Annotated in this window: 14 protein-coding genes; 2 read left to right on the forward strand and 12 right to left on the reverse strand. The window is 29.7% G+C overall.

What is annotated here, in order from left to right; genetic code table 11:
• Positions 1-312 precede the first annotated feature (312 nt).
• From JX287_RS00820 to tpx, 8 genes are all read right to left on the reverse strand, one after another.
• Entirely contained in the window at positions 313-1,419 is a 1,107-nt protein-coding gene (locus JX287_RS00820; protein ID WP_204641345.1) for a YSIRK-type signal peptide-containing protein, read from the reverse strand.
• Between the two features lie 138 nt (positions 1,420-1,557).
• On the reverse strand, positions 1,558-2,751 hold the full coding sequence (gene gltS / locus JX287_RS00825) for a sodium/glutamate symporter (RefSeq protein WP_239650295.1): 1,194 nt from the start codon (positions 2,749-2,751) through the stop codon (positions 1,558-1,560).
• 491 nt (positions 2,752-3,242) lie between these two features.
• Entirely contained in the window at positions 3,243-3,854 is a 612-nt protein-coding gene (locus JX287_RS00830) for an NUDIX domain-containing protein (protein ID WP_204641347.1), read from the reverse strand.
• Between the two features lie 22 nt (positions 3,855-3,876).
• Positions 3,877-4,827: a DNA-binding protein WhiA gene (gene whiA / locus JX287_RS00835; protein WP_204641348.1), complete on the reverse strand. Its 951-nt coding sequence runs from the start codon at positions 4,825-4,827 to the stop codon at positions 3,877-3,879.
• A 147-nt stretch (positions 4,828-4,974) separates the two neighbouring features.
• Positions 4,975-6,405 carry an ABC transporter ATP-binding protein gene (locus JX287_RS00840; RefSeq protein ID WP_204641349.1) on the reverse strand — a complete coding sequence of 477 codons (1,431 nt, stop codon included), beginning with the start codon at positions 6,403-6,405 and terminating at the stop codon, positions 4,975-4,977.
• Position 6,406: 1 nt separating this feature from the next.
• Complete coding sequence (locus tag JX287_RS00845) at positions 6,407-7,099, reverse strand: energy-coupling factor transporter transmembrane component T (protein WP_204641350.1); 693 nt, start codon at positions 7,097-7,099, stop codon at positions 6,407-6,409.
• A gap of 1 nt (position 7,100) precedes the next feature.
• Positions 7,101-7,721, reverse strand: a complete 621-nt coding sequence (locus tag JX287_RS00850) for an MptD family putative ECF transporter S component (RefSeq protein WP_204641351.1) — start codon at positions 7,719-7,721, stop codon at positions 7,101-7,103.
• Positions 7,722-7,732: 11 nt separating this feature from the next.
• Entirely contained in the window at positions 7,733-8,230 is a 498-nt protein-coding gene (tpx, locus tag JX287_RS00855; protein WP_204641352.1) for a thiol peroxidase, read from the reverse strand.
• 181 nt (positions 8,231-8,411) lie between these two features.
• Here tpx and JX287_RS00860 point away from each other — a divergent pair, with 181 nt between their 5' ends.
• Positions 8,412-10,361, forward strand: coding sequence for a DUF5776 domain-containing protein (locus JX287_RS00860; RefSeq protein ID WP_204641353.1), 1,950 nt, complete (start codon positions 8,412-8,414; stop codon positions 10,359-10,361).
• An 85-nt stretch (positions 10,362-10,446) separates the two neighbouring features.
• Here the strand turns inward: JX287_RS00860 and metG are convergent, their stop codons facing one another.
• A complete protein-coding gene (gene metG / locus JX287_RS00865; protein ID WP_204641354.1) occupies positions 10,447-12,447 on the reverse strand; it encodes a methionine--tRNA ligase in 2,001 nt (666 codons plus the stop codon).
• A gap of 311 nt (positions 12,448-12,758) precedes the next feature.
• On the reverse strand, positions 12,759-13,985 hold the full coding sequence (pepT, locus tag JX287_RS00870; protein WP_204641355.1) for a peptidase T: 1,227 nt from the start codon (positions 13,983-13,985) through the stop codon (positions 12,759-12,761).
• Positions 13,986-14,181: 196 nt separating this feature from the next.
• Between pepT and JX287_RS00875 the strand changes: the two genes are divergently transcribed.
• Complete coding sequence (locus JX287_RS00875) at positions 14,182-14,682, forward strand: acyl-CoA thioesterase (RefSeq protein ID WP_048803160.1); 501 nt, start codon at positions 14,182-14,184, stop codon at positions 14,680-14,682.
• A gap of 46 nt (positions 14,683-14,728) precedes the next feature.
• Here the strand turns inward: JX287_RS00875 and JX287_RS00880 are convergent, their stop codons facing one another.
• The gene (locus JX287_RS00880) at positions 14,729-16,450 is read right to left on the reverse strand and encodes a phospho-sugar mutase (protein WP_204641356.1); all 1,722 of its coding nucleotides are present in this window, start codon (positions 16,448-16,450) and stop codon (positions 14,729-14,731) included.
• 37 nt (positions 16,451-16,487) lie between these two features.
• Complete coding sequence (gene deoD / locus JX287_RS00885) at positions 16,488-17,198, reverse strand: purine-nucleoside phosphorylase (protein WP_204641357.1); 711 nt, start codon at positions 17,196-17,198, stop codon at positions 16,488-16,490.
• Positions 17,199-17,294: the final 96 nt, after the last annotated feature.

Raw genomic sequence — 17,294 nt, forward strand, 5'->3', positions numbered from 1 at the left:
ATTTTGTACTAGTGGTGTTGTTTCATATGCTTGTTGTTTACCATATTCATAACCAGCAAATGCTGACAGTCCGATTACAAGTGAACCACAGGCACTAGTAATAATCATTTTTCTCTTGTCCATACAATTTTCTCCTTAATTTAATAATTCGTAATAATTCCGTTTTATTATAACACGACTTTTCGTTTTTGTAAATAGTAATCTTTACGATTAATTCGTTGCTCACCACGCCTTAAAAACATGTAGCACTATAAAATAAAAAATAAAGAGGAACGATTAATATTTAAATCATTCCCCTTTACATACGGTATCTTAATTATTATTTTGTTCTCTTCTTAATAACATAGCTACTAAAATCAACATAAATCCAATAATTTCTACAGCCATAGATTCTATACCTGTTTTCGGTAATACTGTGTTTTCTTTAGAATTATCTATCGGCTTTGTTAATGTTTTTGGTAGTTCGTCATCTTTGTTCTTAGTATTTTCCATTATTTCTGGAATTACTATTTGTGCTCTTTCTTCTAAATCCTTATGACCAACTTTAATACGTTCTACAATTGTAAACTTACTAAAATGATTAACACTAAATTGTAATTCACCAGATGAATATTTACTATTCATTTTTTCAAGAGAATTATCATTTGCAACATGATATACTTCTAATTCTACATTATCCTTCTTAGCAATTGCTATTGTTACTGTACGTTCTTGATTACTATCTATCTTCTTGTCATCTTTCTCAAAATGAATTTCGAAAGTTTCAACAACTTTATAATCTTTTCCTAACTTATTTTCAATAGATTTATTCAATTTACTATTATTTATAGATTCAACATATAACTTATCAACAGAAATACTTCCTTTTTTATATTCTACTCTTATATCACGTCCTGATAAACTAGCAATCAATAAACCTTTATTAGACGTATTATTTGAATCATAATGTTCTTCTTTGTCCATAATTGTCGGAAATTTATCACCATCTTGTATCTCTGGTGAGTTATCTTCTTTCGATTCTACCAATTGTTTTCTATCCGATTTAACAGATGGCTTACTTGTTGGTTTCTCGATTGTTTTTTCTGTTTGTTTAACAGGTGACTTATCCTCTGTTTTCTCAGTTGGCTTACTTCCTGTCTGTTCTATAGGCTTAACAGATGGCTTGCTTTCTAGTTTTTTGTTTGGTTTTTCTGCCGGTTTAACAGGTAGTTTATTTATCGATTCTTCTGATGAATTTTTTGGAGAAATTGGTTCAACATCTGGTCTTACTCCATTTTCATCGATAATGACTTTTTTATCTGTTGACATTTCAGAATTTGCTGCAGCATTTGTCGTACTAATTTCTCCGGCACTTAACCCAATAATAATACTAGCAATACCAGCAGAAATTTTTCTAATAGAATACTTATTATTCTTCACTTTTTATCTCCTTAATTAATTGTTAAATCTATCAAAACTATCTTACAATTATATTACACATTAAAATTTTCATCAAGTTAAAACCTATAGAAAAGAGTTGATTAATAATTTAAATTACTAATCAACCCTACCTTATCATTATCTTGATAAAAATGAGAAAAATCCACTTATAATAGCAACATTAAAGAAGTCGATAAATAACGCTCCTACTATTGGCATTACGAAGAATGCTATATGTGAATGTTTATACTTATCACAAACGCTTTGCATATTTGCTATACCATTCGGTGTTGCTCCAAGTCCAAATCCAGCGTGCCCTGCAGATAAGACTGCAGCATCATAATTTCCACCCATTGCCCTAAATGTAACGAAGTAGATAAATACCCATGCTAATACTGCCTGAGCTAATAATAACAATGCAAGTTGCCCTGCTACATTACTAAGTTCCCACAGTTTTAAACTTATCATAGCCATTCCTAAGAATAGATTTAACGAAACATCTTCTAAAATATGAACCTCTTCATAGTGCAAATCGAATTTTGTAGTATGATCAGAAATATTTCTTAATACTGCTGCCACAATCATCGGACCTATATAATTTGGAAAATTTAAAAATTGATTTAAAAATGTAGACACATAACTACCGATAAACATTGATAATAATATTAAGAAGAATGCTTTAGCAAAGTTCTCTCCATCTAATTTCTTAACATCATTATTAAATAAAAATTCATCATTTTTTACTTTTTCATTATCAACTTCTTCAACAACAACTTCTAACTTTTTCCCATTTATTAACCTATTAGCTAATGGACCTCCAAGACTTGATCCAGCTATAAGTCCAAATGTAGCTGCCGCTATTGCTACACTCTTAGCTCCTGTATGTCCTAATTCTTCAACAATAGGTGCCATTGCTGCCGCAGTACCATGTCCACCAGTCATAGCCGTTGATCCCGTTAATAAAGCTATTAATGGATCAATACCTGTAGCATATCCAATCCCCACTGCAACAATATTTTGTAATACTACTAAAATTATAGCCATTATTAAAAACATAATGACTTTTCTTCCACCAATTTTTAATAATCTCCAGCTTGCATTAAAACCTATACTTGTGAAGAACAACGTCATAAAGAAACTTTGTAAAGTATTATCAAATTCAAAAATTACTAAATTTGTTTGTCTTAAAATTAAATTTATTATTGCAAATAAGAATCCACCTATAACTGGAGATGGTATACAATATGTTTCAAAAAATTTAACTTTTCTCCTTAGTAATCTACCTATAATTAATATCACAACAGCTAGTCCAACTGTTTGTATCATATCCATTTTTATATTGAACATATTATCATCCTCTCTATATTATGTTATATTTTCTAACACTAAATTATTAACTTTTCTTCAGAAAGTACTTTTTAAAATAAATATTTTTGTAATTTATAAATTTTTATAATATATATTAAATCGTATAACTTTATATTACACTCTTTCATAATTTTATTCAAAAACACGTTAGATTTTATTACATTTTCATATTGAAAATTTTCTTCATAAATAAATGAAGCAACTAAACTCACGATTTTATAGAAATCGTTTAGTCAAGCCGCTCCTATATATTTCATCTAGGGAGTGACTCAAAAATCGTGATTTCGGAGAAATCGATTTTATGAAGTCACCCCCGCACAGGTTATTAGATATCTAAAAAGCTTTTGTAAAGCAAATTTAGATATCAATAAACCACTGCGCCTATGAATTCTCATATACATTTTATTAAAATTTAAGTCTTTTGGGTCAGCCCCATATTTTTCTAATACTATTTGTTAAAAAATTGGTTTTAAAAACTCTGACCAAGTTTCATAGTTTTCTTCTGCTTTAGCTTCATCAGCTGTCATCCATTTGATAACAAGTGTATCATCTTCTTTTACTTCTACTTTACTTTTATCAACTTTACATTCATATACAACACCTACATGTACTTGCCCTACTTCAGTCTTGTCATCATTTATTAAACCTATAAAGTGTAAGTTGTTCAACGCTTCTTCTTCTGAGACACCCACTTCTTCATTTAATTCTCTAGCTGCGTTGATTTTTAACATTTCAAAAATTGTTTTTCCTTCAACCTCATTCATATGACCACCAATACCAACAGAAGCTTTTCCATGAAGTCTTGCTTCACCTCCACCTACTAAACGCTTATATACAAGAACTTCATTTGTATTCGTATCTTTTAATAGAACGTATCCTATTAATTGTTTATAACTTGGATCTTCTTCCATATCCCCACGACGTTTTACTTCATAAGATTCGAATGTATCAATAATTTTCTTTGTTTTTTCATCATTTTTTTCTATAAATCCATAAAAATGATTTTCCTCATTATTAAATAATTCTTTTCTATTTACTACTAGTATTTGTTCATCCCACTTACTCATATCTTTTTCTCATCCTTTCTTTTTATTTTGCTTGGTATGTTCCTTCTTTTAATTCTTTTGCTATTTTTGCAATTTTTCTAAACCTATGATTCAACCCTGATTTTGATAACTTTCCATCCTCAATCATTTCGGCAATTTCTTTCAATGGATATTCTGGATACTTAAGCCTTGCCTCTGCTACAACTCGAAGCTTCTCATCGATATTATCCAATCCTATTCTTTCCTCAATTATATTAATATCCTCAACCTGCTTTGCAGAGGCATTAACAGTCTTATTCATATTCGCCATGTCACAATTTTGCATTCTATTAACGGAGTTATTTATATCTCTAACAATTCTTTCATCCTCAAATTGGAATAGAGCTTGAAAAGCCCCTACTAAATTAATAAACTCAGCTATTTTCTCTGATTCTTTAATATAAACTATGAAACCTTTTTTTCTTTCAAGACTTCTAGCATTTAACTTATAACTATTTAATAATTCATTTAGTTCTTTATTGTGTTCCTTATATGATGAGAAAATTTCCATATGATAACTTGATGTACGAGGGTTATTAATTGAACCTCCAGCTAAAAATGCACCACGCAGATAAGCCCTTTTTTTCTCATCAGTATCAATCAATTCTTTAGCTATATCTATTCTCATTGTATAATTTTCATTTAGAATATAAAGATCTGTTAAAATTTCTTTTACATTTTGATCTAAACGACATATATAAACATTATTTTTCTTTAACTTTAACTTTTTTCGGACCGAAATATTCACATGAACATCATAAAAATATTTGATTAAAGAAAACATTCTTCGTGCAATTGAGGCATTCTCAGTTTGAAAACTTAAACTTAACCTACCATTCGATATATTTAATACACCGTTCATTTTTATAAGAGCAGATAACTCAGATAAAAATTCTCTGTCTTTTGTTATCTCTATTAAAGTTAACTCTTTTTTCATATCTGAAGCGTATGACATAAATTCCCTCCTATCTTCATTTTTCTATAACCTATATATTTTATCATGATAACAGTAAATTAACAAATCATTTGAGTCGAAAATAGAGTTAACATCGTACATTTGTAAATGATGTGAGACAAAAAAAGAGTTAACATACTATGTACATTAACTCATCTTTTCTAATATTTTATTTTTATTATTCTCATTTACCTCTATACGTTCTTTTATCCCTTGTTTATCAAGATAAAGAACTTCATCGGAAACTTGACATAGGAACTCATAATCATGTGTAATTATAAATATTACTACATCATTCTTAGCTATTTGTTCAATTAAATGACTTAATTCTATCATATTCACATAGTCTAGACCACTAGTAGGCTCGTCAAAAATTAAAATTTTCTTATTAGATAGTAAAGCAGATGCTATTGCTACCCTTTGTTTTTCTCCTCCAGATAATGTATTAGGATGGCGATTTAAGAATTTCCTAATGTTTAATTTATCAACTACCTCATCAAATAACTCTAGATTATTACTTCCTAGTTTTATCTCTTTCTCTACAAGATTAGTAAACAATTGATAGTTCACATCTTGCATTACTTGGAAAGTGCTTCGTATTAAATCTTTTTTGTTAAGATTTTTATCGTTCAAATTAACTTTATGCTTAGATCTGTGTAAACCACTTAGCGCATTAGCAAAGGTAGTCTTACCGCATCCATTCTCGCCAATTATAGAATATATTCTCGATGCAGAAAAACTCTCATTTTTCAAATATACTTGATGATTATGTACTTTATAATCAAGCTGTTCTATATTCAAATAATTTTCCTTAATATTTCTAGGTTCTTTCTTACCAAGTTCAACCTTAGATAAATCTATTTGTCTTGTTTGACATGATCTACTATCAAAGTCAGAGAGCTGTTCTTTAGTAACTTCGTGAATCAATCTTCCATCTTTAATAATATACATTCTATCAATTAAATCTTTTAAATAATATATTCTATGTTCAGCAACAATAATAGTCTTACCTTTTTTCTTCAATGTTTCTATTATTGAGGAAATTAACTGAATTGACTTTAGATCTAGATTACTCGTAATTTCATCTAAAACATATACATCAGCATCTAACATCATACTAGCCATAAAAGCTAATTTTTGTTTTTCTCCACCACTTAACTCAAAAATATTTCTATCTAATAGATATTCGGCAGAGAAATCTGATACTACTTCATCTATTCTATTTTTTATTTCCGCTTTAGAATACCCATAATTCTCCATACTGAAAGCAAGTTCGCTAGTAGAGTCCAAATTAAAAAATTGGTTTTTAGGATTCTGAAAAACACTACCTACTACTTTTGAAAATTCTTTTAATCGATCTCCTATGCTTAAATGTGCCACTTTAAATTCACCACTAAAACCACCATCAAAAAATTCAGGAGCTAAACCATTTAAAACTCTCATAATTGTTGTTTTTCCACAACCACTTGCCCCTGTGAAAAGAACACATTCACCTTTATTAATTTCTAGCGACAAATTTTCAATATTTAATTGTTTTGATTCTATATATTTATAATTAAAATTCTTAAATGTTATCAACTTACCACCTCATAAACATAATAAAACAAAAAATTATAGTAACAGCTACCATGACCAAATAATCAATCTTGTTAAATTTCAATTCGATATAACTACTTGGTTTTTCCTCATTATCAATCCCTCTACATAAACACGACACTGAAAGTTCGTTAGCAATATTCGTACTTATAATTACATAAGGAACAAATATATATTCAAAAAATTTAAATGGATGAAGTAAGTAGTAACCTCTACTTACTCCAATCCCCTTCATTTTTAATGAATTTTTAATTAACCTATAATCTGTAAGTAATACTGGGAAAAACCTATATAAGACTGCTAAAACAATAATCATTTTCTTTGGTAATCTTATACTTCTTAAAAAACAGATTAATTCAGACACTTTCGAGCTACTTACTAATGCCATACCAGCACACAATGGAAAATATAAAGTTTTAAACATTAATCCTGTTAGTAATAAGAAACTGTCTATAACTTGAAGTGTCACTGCATGTGCAAAAAACACCTCATAAACAGTAAAGAAAAGATATATCCCAAAAAATCTAGACATTCTTTTTATGTTAGAACTTATACCTAAGTATATCGAAAAACAAAGTGCAACCAACAAGTGAATATTAACTGTCATTATTTTAAACATTAATATATTGGCAACAACTAATATAAAAATCTTAGTTCTAATATCTAGCTTCAACATATTATAATCCCGCTTTATTGAAGTTTTTAAAGTATAATTTTCTACCTAAGTATGTTCCTACTATTGAGAAAATTATTGTAAATATAACTATAAAAACAAATGTCTTCATATCTGTAGTGCTCATAACTAATTTAATTTTTTCATCAGAATAATTTCTATTTTGAAGATGTTTAACATATGAATCTTTCATAAAGAACATCGGTAAAATTATCCCAATAGTCCCTAAGTTAAAGAATAAGTATGATAGATACTCATTACCATATCTAAAAGCAATCTCCGCTAAAATTGCCGCAAAGATTAATACTATTCCTCCCACTACAGAGTGACCAGAAACAGACATGAAAATCCCTATAATTGCAATCATAATGAATATTGCCATATTTTTATTAATTTTGTTAAAAATTAAACTATATACACTTCCACAGACTAATGCTGAAGTTATAGATGTATATGTTGCGAAATAAACCTTTCCGCCAAATACAACAGCGGTTAAAAGTGTAGAAATACCAATTCCAACAGCCATAACAAGAATTAATAAAATAGTATATAATCCTAATGTTATTAAGTCTTTAATTTGTAAGCTCTTATTTTCTTCTTTATTTATATATTTTAATTCTGTCATCTATTACCTCACTATAGTTTCTTAAGCGCTTCTAGAGCATTGTTATAATTTGGCTCTTCACCGATTTCCTCTAACACCTCTTTATAACGAATAACTCCTTCTTCATCAAGAACAAATACAGCACGAGATAATAAACCTAATTCTTCAATTAAAAGACCGTTGTTATTTTCAAAATCACGGTATTTATAATCAGAAACTGTTATCGCATTATTAATTTCTTTATCCGCGCAAAATCTACCTAATGCGAATGGTAAATCTTTCGATACTGTGATTACTACTGTATCCGCTAGGTCTCCTACTGCTTTATTAAAGCTAATAGTTTGTAAAGCACATATTCCCGTATCTACTGATGGAAAAGTATTAACAATTACTTTTTTTCCTTTATAATCAGCTAGTTCAAATTCTGATAATGTTTTTGTAACAGCTCTAAAATTTGGAAATACTTCCCCTACATTTAATTTATCCTCAATAGTTACTGGAGTTCCTTTAAAGCTTATTGTTTTTTTCATAATCAATACCTCTTTTAAATTAAAAATTTGTTGATAAAACTATCTACCCTAATGATAACATATTTCAATTAGACTTAAAAGTTTTTTACATAATTTAATGTGATTTTAAGCGTTTTTTATGTAGTTTTGTTACAATTTTATGATATAATAGAATGGAATATTGCTTGAAAGGATTATTTTTATGTCAAAAGAAGAAAAAGATATAGTAGGTAATAAAGATGCTACAGACACGACTGAAGAAAAAGATAACTCTACATCTTTTTTTGGTCGTATAAAAAAACAAGTTAAGACTCTTAATTTTAAAAACAACGAATCTACAAGTTCTGAAAATGGAGACTCTCATATTGATGAAACTACTTTAGAAAAAGAGCTCCGTAAAAAAGAAGAAGAAGTAAAACATCAGGAACAAGAATTAAAAAAACGCGCTCTTGAATTAGAAAAAGCTAGAAAACAATTTGAAGAGCAACAACGTAAAATAGAAGAAGAGAAAAAGAAAAATGAGCTTGCTAGAGCTGAAAAAGAAAGATTAGAAAAAGAACGTCTTGCTCGTGAAAAGGAACTTGAACGTCAACGTATTGAAAAAGAAAAAGCTGAAAAACTTGAACAAGAACGCCTTGAAAAAGAGCGTATCGCTCGTGAAAAAGAATTAGAGCGTCAGCGTATTGAAAAAGAAAAAGCTGAAAAACGCGAAAAAGAACGTCTTGAAAAAGAACGTATCGCTCGTGAAAAAGAACTTGAACGTCAACGCATTGAGAAAGAACAAGCTGAAAAAAGAAAACGAGAATACAGAAGAAAAGAAAAAGAATTCCAATTACTAGAAGATAGAAAGAAACTAGAATTATTACAAAAAGAAAATGAAATGAAAGAACACGAAAACACACTTCTTTCATTACAAACTTCATTAATTTCTCTAGAAGATAAAATTGAAGAAAAGAAACTGACTGTTTCTACTCTAAAAAATAGAAAAGCTGATAAAGAAAAAATAACTCTTGAAGAAAAAAGGCTTAACAACTTAAATTCTCAAAGACAAATTGTTTTAAAGGATATTACATCTGAGAAAAAAGCAATTGAGAAGATTCAAAAAAATCTAGAAATAGAATATAAATTAGATGGTCTAAAAAAAGAAATACATAGTATAAAAAAAGAAGTTGTTAACGAAGATGAAACAGCCTTTAGAGTTAAATATATTGATAACAAATCAAAAAATATATTTATTGTTTCACTATTAAGCATCAAAGCTTTTATTTCTAAAAATATATTCAAAAACAAAATTGAAAACTATGATAAAATAAGCAAAGTCTCAAAAAACATTAAAGTGAAAATTGCTACATCAATTATTTTAGCACTATTATTATCAATTTGTTTCTTAATTACACTGAAATTTATATCTTCTGCAAAAGAACACTATGTAAGTTTTGGAGAAACTAATACTACATCTGTCGATACAACAGAAGAATTGAAGAAACAGAAAGAAGCTGAAGAAAAAGCTAAAATTCTGAAAGCTCAAGAACAAGCTGATGCTGCTCGTATCGATTCAGATGCGCAAGATGAAGAAATTACTGCAAAACTTGCAGGAACATTTACATCATATTCTTTTGATGTAGATCGTGAAGTAACAGTTAATAAGAAAATTCATGCATTCAAATCTGCTGGTTGGTCTGAGCCTGGCGATGTAATCGAACCTGGAACTAAATTAACAGTCGATAAAATAATTTCGCCTGCTGGATATGTTATGTATCATATTTCTTCTGGAGACCATCAAGGTCAATACATTACAGCTAATGAAAAATTTGTCTCTGTTGATAAGAAAAATGATCAACTTGAGAACTTTATTTCTCGTCCAGTAGCAATTAAATTCTTAACTACACAAAATATTTATTCTGATGAATCACTTAGTAGCGTTAGATCAACTTATGGTAATGGAGCACAGCTAAACATTAATGGTATAGGTATCTCTAAAAACAACAGATTAGTTTATCATGTAACTGATGGAACATTTGTTCCTGTAAATCCTGTGCGTGTAACCGAAGTTAACAGAGAATCTCCTAAACCAAAGAATACCGAGAGTGATAATAAAAATACTGCTAATACAACCAATTCACAAAATACTCAAAAAAGAACAACGAGATAACAAACTAAACTACCTTGGTACTTTATCAAGGTGGTTTTTTATAAAAGAAAAGAGAACATAGCTTTAAGCTACATTCTCTTATTTACTATCTAATTTCTGCACCATTAGGAATTTCAGCATTAATTTCTACTACACGTAAAATTCCATCTTTTTCTGCTGATAAAATCATTCCCTCACTTAATTCTCCACATAATTTAACTGGTTTTAAGTTAGCTACTACAGCTACTTTTTTACCAACTAATTCTGCTGGATCATAATATTTAGCAATACCAGAAACTATCTGTCTTTGATGATTACCTAAATCTAATTTGAATTTTAATAGTTTAGAACTTTTCTTAACTTTTTCACATTCTAATACTTCTGCAACCCTTAAAGAAGTCTCGAAGAATTTATCGATTGTAATTTCTTCAGCAAGCTCTACATAAGTATCGTCTTGTTCTTCTTTTGATTCAGTTTCTAAGTTTTCTAAAGCTTTTGGAGACATCTGAGTTTTAATATACTCTACCTCTACTTCTTTATCAAATCTTGGGAATATTGGTGTTGGTTTTTCTACAACTTTTACAGTCCCATCAAACACTCCAAATGTTTTAGCTGATTCGAAGACTAGTAAATCTTCTTTAATTCCTAATTGCTTAGCAATTTCTACTGGAGCTTTTGTTAAAGCTGGAGCTATTAAAATTGTAGCAATACGAAGACTCTCAGCCAAGTAGTTCATTACCTTATCTAATTCAGCTTGATTAGCTTTATCTTTTGCTAATATCCAAGGTGTTGTTTGATCGATATATTTATTAGTTCTAGAAATAAATCTCCACACTGCTTCTAATGCTTTAGAGAATTGCATATTTTCCATATATTCTTCGTACTCAGCAATAACTTCTTTTGATAATTCTATTAATTCTTTATCAAATTCTGTAGTTGGTTCAACAAATTTTGGAATTACTCCACCACAGTATTTATTAATCATCGAAATAGTTCTATTTAATAAGTTTCCTAAATCATTTGATAAGTCTGAGTTAATTCTATCGATAAAACTTTCAGGTGTGAAAATTCCATCTTGACCAAACGGTACTTCACGTAATAAGTAATAACGAGCTGCATCTAAACCATAACGTTCTATTAGCATATAAGGATCTACTACATTACCTTTAGACTTACTCATTTTTCCGTCTTTCATTAATAACCAACCATGAGCAAAGACTTTTTTAGGTAGTGGTAAGTCTAATGCCATAAGTAATATCGGCCAATAAATTACGTGGAAACGCACGATTTCTTTACCAACTACTTGTACATCTGCTGGCCAGTATTTTTTGAATAATTCTTCACTTTCTCCAGTTGCGTATCCTAAAGCTGTAATATAATTAACTAAAGCATCAATCCAAACATACACCACGTGTTTTGGATTAGATTTTACTTTTACTCCCCAATCGAAACTTGTACGAGTAACAGCTAAATCTTCTAATCCTGGTTTAATAAAGTTATTAAGCATCTCATTTTTTCTACTTTCAGGTAGAATGAATTCAGGATGCTCATCATAGTATTTCACTAATCTATCAGCATATTTACTCATTTTAAAGAAGTAACATTCTTCACTTACTAATTTAACTTCATTTCCACTTGGTGCAATACCACCAATCATATTACCTTCTTCATCTCTGAATACTTCTTGAAGTTGTGTTTCTGTAAAATATTCTTCGTCACTGATAGAATACCAACCTTTGTACTCTCCTAAATAAATATCACCTTTTTCAACTAATCTATCAAAAATTTCAGCAACTGCTCTTTCGTGATAATCATCTGTAGTACGAATAAACTTACTATAGTTAATATCCATCGCTTTCCATAATTTTTTAATATCTTTAATCATTTCATCCACATAAGCTTGTTCTGAAATTCCTTTTTCTTGAGCTTTTTGTTGAATTTTTTGACCGTGTTCATCTGTACCTGTTAAAAAGTATGTATCATATCCACTTAATTTTTTATATCTAGTTAATGCATCACAAGCAACTGTTGTGTAGGCATGTCCTATGTGTAAGTTACCACTTGGGTAATAAATAGGAGTTGTAACATAAAATGTTTTTTTTGTCATCTTACAACCATCCTCTCTTTCAATTTTTTAGTTAATATACATTACTATTGTACCATATATCGCGAGTTAATGCATATTTTTTTATCATTTTTTTCAAATTTCAAAATACTTTTATATAAAAAAGACATTACTCCTTAAGTGAAAAAAATCAAAAGCAAGATTCGTTACAAACCTTGCTTTTGAGCTACTCTTCTATTAAGTTTCAAATTAATTCTTGAACTAATTTCCTCACAATGAACTTAATATTATTATAATCGAGTATATATTATATAGTTTCATAAATTATCTTTGACACCACGGTGTTATTTTTTCTACTTTTTTGCTAGTTTTGCTATCTCCACTATTGTATCAGCTGCTTTTTTCATATGTTCTAAACAACTGAATTCATATTGTCCATGGAAGTTTTCTCCACCAACAAAAATATTAGGCGTTGGTATTCCCATGTAAGAAATTTTAGAACCATCAGTTCCTCCACGTATTGGAATAATTAATGGTGTCACACCAACATTTTTTATAGCTTGTTCAGCTACATCAACGCAGCGTTTATCTTCTCTAATTATATCACCCATATTATAATATTGATCATATAATTCATACTCTACTACATTTCCATATTTTTCATTAATTTTAGCTGCAACTTCTTCTGCAAATTTTTTACGAGACAAGAATTTTTCTTTGTCATGATCACGAATTATATAAACCATTTCAGCTTCTTCTATTCTTGCTTGCATATTATGCAATAAATAGAATCCTTCATATCCTTCAGTATGTTCAGGAACTTCTTTTTCCGGGAATAATGAAGCTAATTCAGCAGCAATCATATTTGCATTTTTCATTTTACCTTTTGCTGTACCAGGATGTACACTTACACCAGTAATTTTATATGTAATTTGAGCTGCATTGAAACTCTCGTATTGAAGTTCTCCAAGAACTCCACCATCCATAGTATAAGCATAATCAGTAGCAAATCCCTTGGCATCAAAATGATCAGCTCCACGTCCAATTTCTTCATCAGGACCAAAAGCAATACGAATATCTCCATGTTCTATTTCAGGATGTTCACTTAAATATTTAATAGCTTCAACAATTTCCGTAATTCCAGCTTTATCATCAGCTCCTAGTAATGTTGTACCATCTGTAGTAATTAATGTAAGACCTTTATAATTGTTTAAATTAGGAAACTCTTCTTTAGTCATTACAATATTTAATTCTTTATTTAAAACTATATCTTCTCCATCATAATTTTCAATAACTTGTGGATTTATTCCTTCTACATTAAAATCAGCTGTATCTACATGAGAAATAAAACCTATTTTGTCATAAGGCTTATCAGTGTTAGCTGGTAATGTCGCAGTTAAAAACCAATTTTCTTCATTTAAAACTATATCACTAAGATTTAGTTCTTCTAGTTGACCTTTCAACATACGTAAGAAATCTTTTTGCTCTGGAGTAGACGGGATTGTTGTACTAGCCGCATTAGATCTAGATTTGAAATTAACATATCCTAAAAAACGTTCTAACATAGTTTCATATTTCATTATTCTTCACCTCATTTGTATTTTCTTTTATTATAATATACTTTTTAACAAAATGTAAAGATTATAATCATATATCTTTTTTATAATATTATAAACAATCTTACTTAATAAATCTTTATATTTATGTTACAATTACATAAGTATTCTAATTTTATATTAGACATTAGTAAAATTAAATTTTAAGGAGATCTTTTTCATGCAAGAAGTTATGAATTATAAAGATACTAGGATTGAAAACTTCCATACTATTTATCCTAACCATATGAACAGACATGACACATTATTCGGCGGACAAACTCTATACTGGCTTGACGATGTACAAGGTTTAGTAATACGTAGATATACACACCTACCCTTCTTTACAGCAAGTATTGATACATATCAATTTTTAGATGTTGTCCATAGACACGAAGCATTAATTATTGATAGTTATATTTCTAGAGTTGGTACAAGAAGTGTAGAAATTTTTGCAGAACTAAGTGCATTTAATCATGAAACTCGACATACTCGTCTAGTTGGAATCTGTTTCTCAACATTCGCTATTAGTAGAGAAACTGTCCTTGAGAAACCTTTACCAAAAGTAGAATATACTGACGAAATTTCGAAATTTGTTAGTTCTTCATACGCAGATAGACAAAGCGGGAAATTATCAGCAAGACAATTTTGTAAAGAATACCTAAAATATTATAATAAATAGCAAAAAAAGGAAGTGAGATTTTTTCTCACTTCCTTTTTTCTTATTATTAATCAATTGAGTAAAGTAATTCTAATACTTTTTCTTCAAATTTAACTAATTTTTCTTCTGCAACCTTCTTATCTGCATCTTTAACATAGATATAAAGTTTTACTTTTGGTTCTGTTCCACTTGGACGTAAAGTATACCAAGATTCGTCTGAATAGCTGAATTTAACAGCATCAGTTTTTTCAATTTCGATATCTTTTTCTTCACCAGTAGTTACAGTTTTTTCTTTTTGTACTAGATAGTCAGTAATAGCTACTACTTCACTTCCAGCAATTTCACGAGCAAAGATTTCACGATATTTTTCCATCATACGTTTAATTCTTTGAGCACCTGCTGCGCCTTCTAAAACGATTGAGATAGTTTTATCTAAGTAGTACCCATATTTTTCATAGAATCCGTCAAGTACGTCAACTAATGTTTTACCTTGTGTTTTGTAGAATGCTGCAGCTTCTACTAATAACATGGCGATTGTTACACCATCTTTATCACGTAAGAATGTACCAACGTTGTATCCGATACTTTCTTCATATCCCATTACATAGTTTTTCTCACCTGTAATATCCCATTCATTTGGTAATGCACAGATGTTTTTGAATCCAGTTAGAACGTCAATTACTTCTACTCCGTATTCTTTACAAAGTGGTTCAACCATTTTAGAAGTTACGATAGATTTAACTAATACTGGGTTTTCAGGAAGTTTATTTTGTTTAGCAAGATTTTCAATAACATATTGTACTAATACCGCTCCAGCTTGGTTACCATTTAGAGAAACTACTTCACCATTGTGAATTACTTCTACAGCAAGACGGTCACAGTCAGGGTCAGTCGCGATGATTACATCAGCATTAACTTCTTTAGCTAATCTTTCACCATATTCAAATGCTGCAGTATCTTCTGGGTTTGGATATTCAATTGTTGGGAAAGTTCCATCTGGATCTTTTTGTTCTTCAACAACATGAACATTTTTGAATCCACGACGAGCAAGAACTGTTGTTACAGCTTTGTACCCCGCTCCATTTAATGGAGTATAAACTACAGAAATGTCTTTATCAATATTTCCATCATTAATTGCACAATTTAAAGATTCTCTATAGAATTCTTCATCAATTTCTTGACCAATGTAAACTAGTAATCCTTTTTCTTGAGCTTCTTCTTCTGTTAAAGTAACATAGTTGTCAAAGATATCCATTGAGTTAATGTATTCTAAAACTTTATCACTTATGTCAGATTTAATTTGAGATCCTTCTTGCCAGTATACTTTATATCCATTATATTCTTTAGGATTATGACTTGCAGTGATATTGATACCACTAGCTGTTCCTAAGTAACGAACTGCAAATGATAATTCTGGAGTCGGACGTAAATCTTCGAATAAGTATGCTTTAACTCCGTTGCTAGCCATTACTAATGCTGCTAACTTAGCAAATTCTTTTGAGAAAAGACGTGGATCGTGCGCAATAGCAATACCTTTTTCTTGTAATCCATTATCGATAATAGTTTGTGCTAACGCTTTTGTAGCACGAGCGATAATAAATCTATTCATTCTATTTGAACCCATACCTACTTTACCACGTAATCCCGCAGTTCCAAATTCTAATTCTTTATAAAATCTATCTTCTTTTTCAACTTCATCATCAGCTACGTTTTTTAATTGAAGTTTTTCTTCTTCTGTTAAAGCTGAACTGTTTAACCATTTTTCATATAATTCTTGATAGTTACTCATATAATATTACCTCTAAATTATCTCTTAAATTTTAATTTTATGCTAGACCTAAAGCAATTTCCATCATTTTAGTAAATGCTGTTTGTCTTTCTTCAGGAGTAGTTTCTTCTCCTGTTACTAAAGAGTCACTTACTGTTAAAATTGTTAAAGCATTAACTCCTGCTGCAGTAGCGTTAGCATATAATGCAGTACTTTCCATCTCAACAGCTAAAACTCCCATTTTAATCCAGTTTTCCATAGCTTTTTCGTCAGCATTATAGAAAATTTCACTACATAAGATATTTCCTACGTGAACAGCCTGCCCCATTTCTTGAGCTTTATTATACGCTTTTAATAATAAATCGAATGACGCTGTTAAGCTATAGTTTCCTGGGATGTTGTATTGGTGCATGTAATTTGAATTTGTAGAAGATCCCATACCTAAAATTACATCATATAATTTCACTTCTGGTTGCAATGCTCCACAAGTTCCAATTCTAATTAAGTTTTTCACTCCAAATGTATGAATTAATTCATAAGAATAAATACCGATACTAGCTGGTCCCATACCAGTTCCCATTACAGAAATCTTTTTACCTTTGTATGTTCCAGTATATCCTAGCATACCACGCACTTCATTAAAACAAACGGCATCTTCTAAGAAAGTTTCAGCAATAAATTTCGCTCTTAAAGGATCTCCTGGTAAAAGAATCGTTTCTGCGATCTCTACTCCATTTGGTTTAATATGCGGTGTTTGTTTATGTGACATCAGTTAGTCCCCCTGTAAATATATTAATAACTTTATTATACCTTTTTTTTTTATCTTAAACAAGCTATATTAGAAAAATAATTGTCTATATTTTTC

Source organism: Gemella haemolysans, from assembly GCF_901873445.1.
Classification (GTDB): Bacteria; Bacillota; Bacilli; order Staphylococcales; family Gemellaceae; genus Gemella; species Gemella haemolysans_C.

Coding starts and splice junctions, on each gene's coding strand:
- JX287_RS00880 (WP_204641356.1), bottom strand. CDS start 16,450: ATGAGTAACTATCAAGAATTATATGAAAAATGGTTAAACAGTTCAGCT.
- JX287_RS00850 (WP_204641351.1), bottom strand. CDS start 7,721: ATGACAGAATTAAAATATATAAATAAAGAAGAAAATAAGAGCTTACAA.
- pepT (WP_204641355.1), bottom strand. CDS start 13,985: ATGAAATATGAAACTATGTTAGAACGTTTTTTAGGATATGTTAATTTC.
- deoD (WP_204641357.1), bottom strand. CDS start 17,198: ATGTCACATAAACAAACACCGCATATTAAACCAAATGGAGTAGAGATC.
- JX287_RS00860 (WP_204641353.1), top strand. CDS start 8,412: ATGTCAAAAGAAGAAAAAGATATAGTAGGTAATAAAGATGCTACAGAC.
- JX287_RS00830 (WP_204641347.1), bottom strand. CDS start 3,854: ATGAGTAAGTGGGATGAACAAATACTAGTAGTAAATAGAAAAGAATTA.
- tpx (WP_204641352.1), bottom strand. CDS start 8,230: ATGAAAAAAACAATAAGCTTTAAAGGAACTCCAGTAACTATTGAGGAT.
- metG (WP_204641354.1), bottom strand. CDS start 12,447: ATGACAAAAAAAACATTTTATGTTACAACTCCTATTTATTACCCAAGT.
- JX287_RS00875 (WP_048803160.1), top strand. CDS start 14,182: ATGCAAGAAGTTATGAATTATAAAGATACTAGGATTGAAAACTTCCAT.
- gltS (WP_239650295.1), bottom strand. CDS start 2,751: ATGGATATGATACAAACAGTTGGACTAGCTGTTGTGATATTAATTATA.
- whiA (WP_204641348.1), bottom strand. CDS start 4,827: ATGTCATACGCTTCAGATATGAAAAAAGAGTTAACTTTAATAGAGATA.
- JX287_RS00845 (WP_204641350.1), bottom strand. CDS start 7,099: ATGTTGAAGCTAGATATTAGAACTAAGATTTTTATATTAGTTGTTGCC.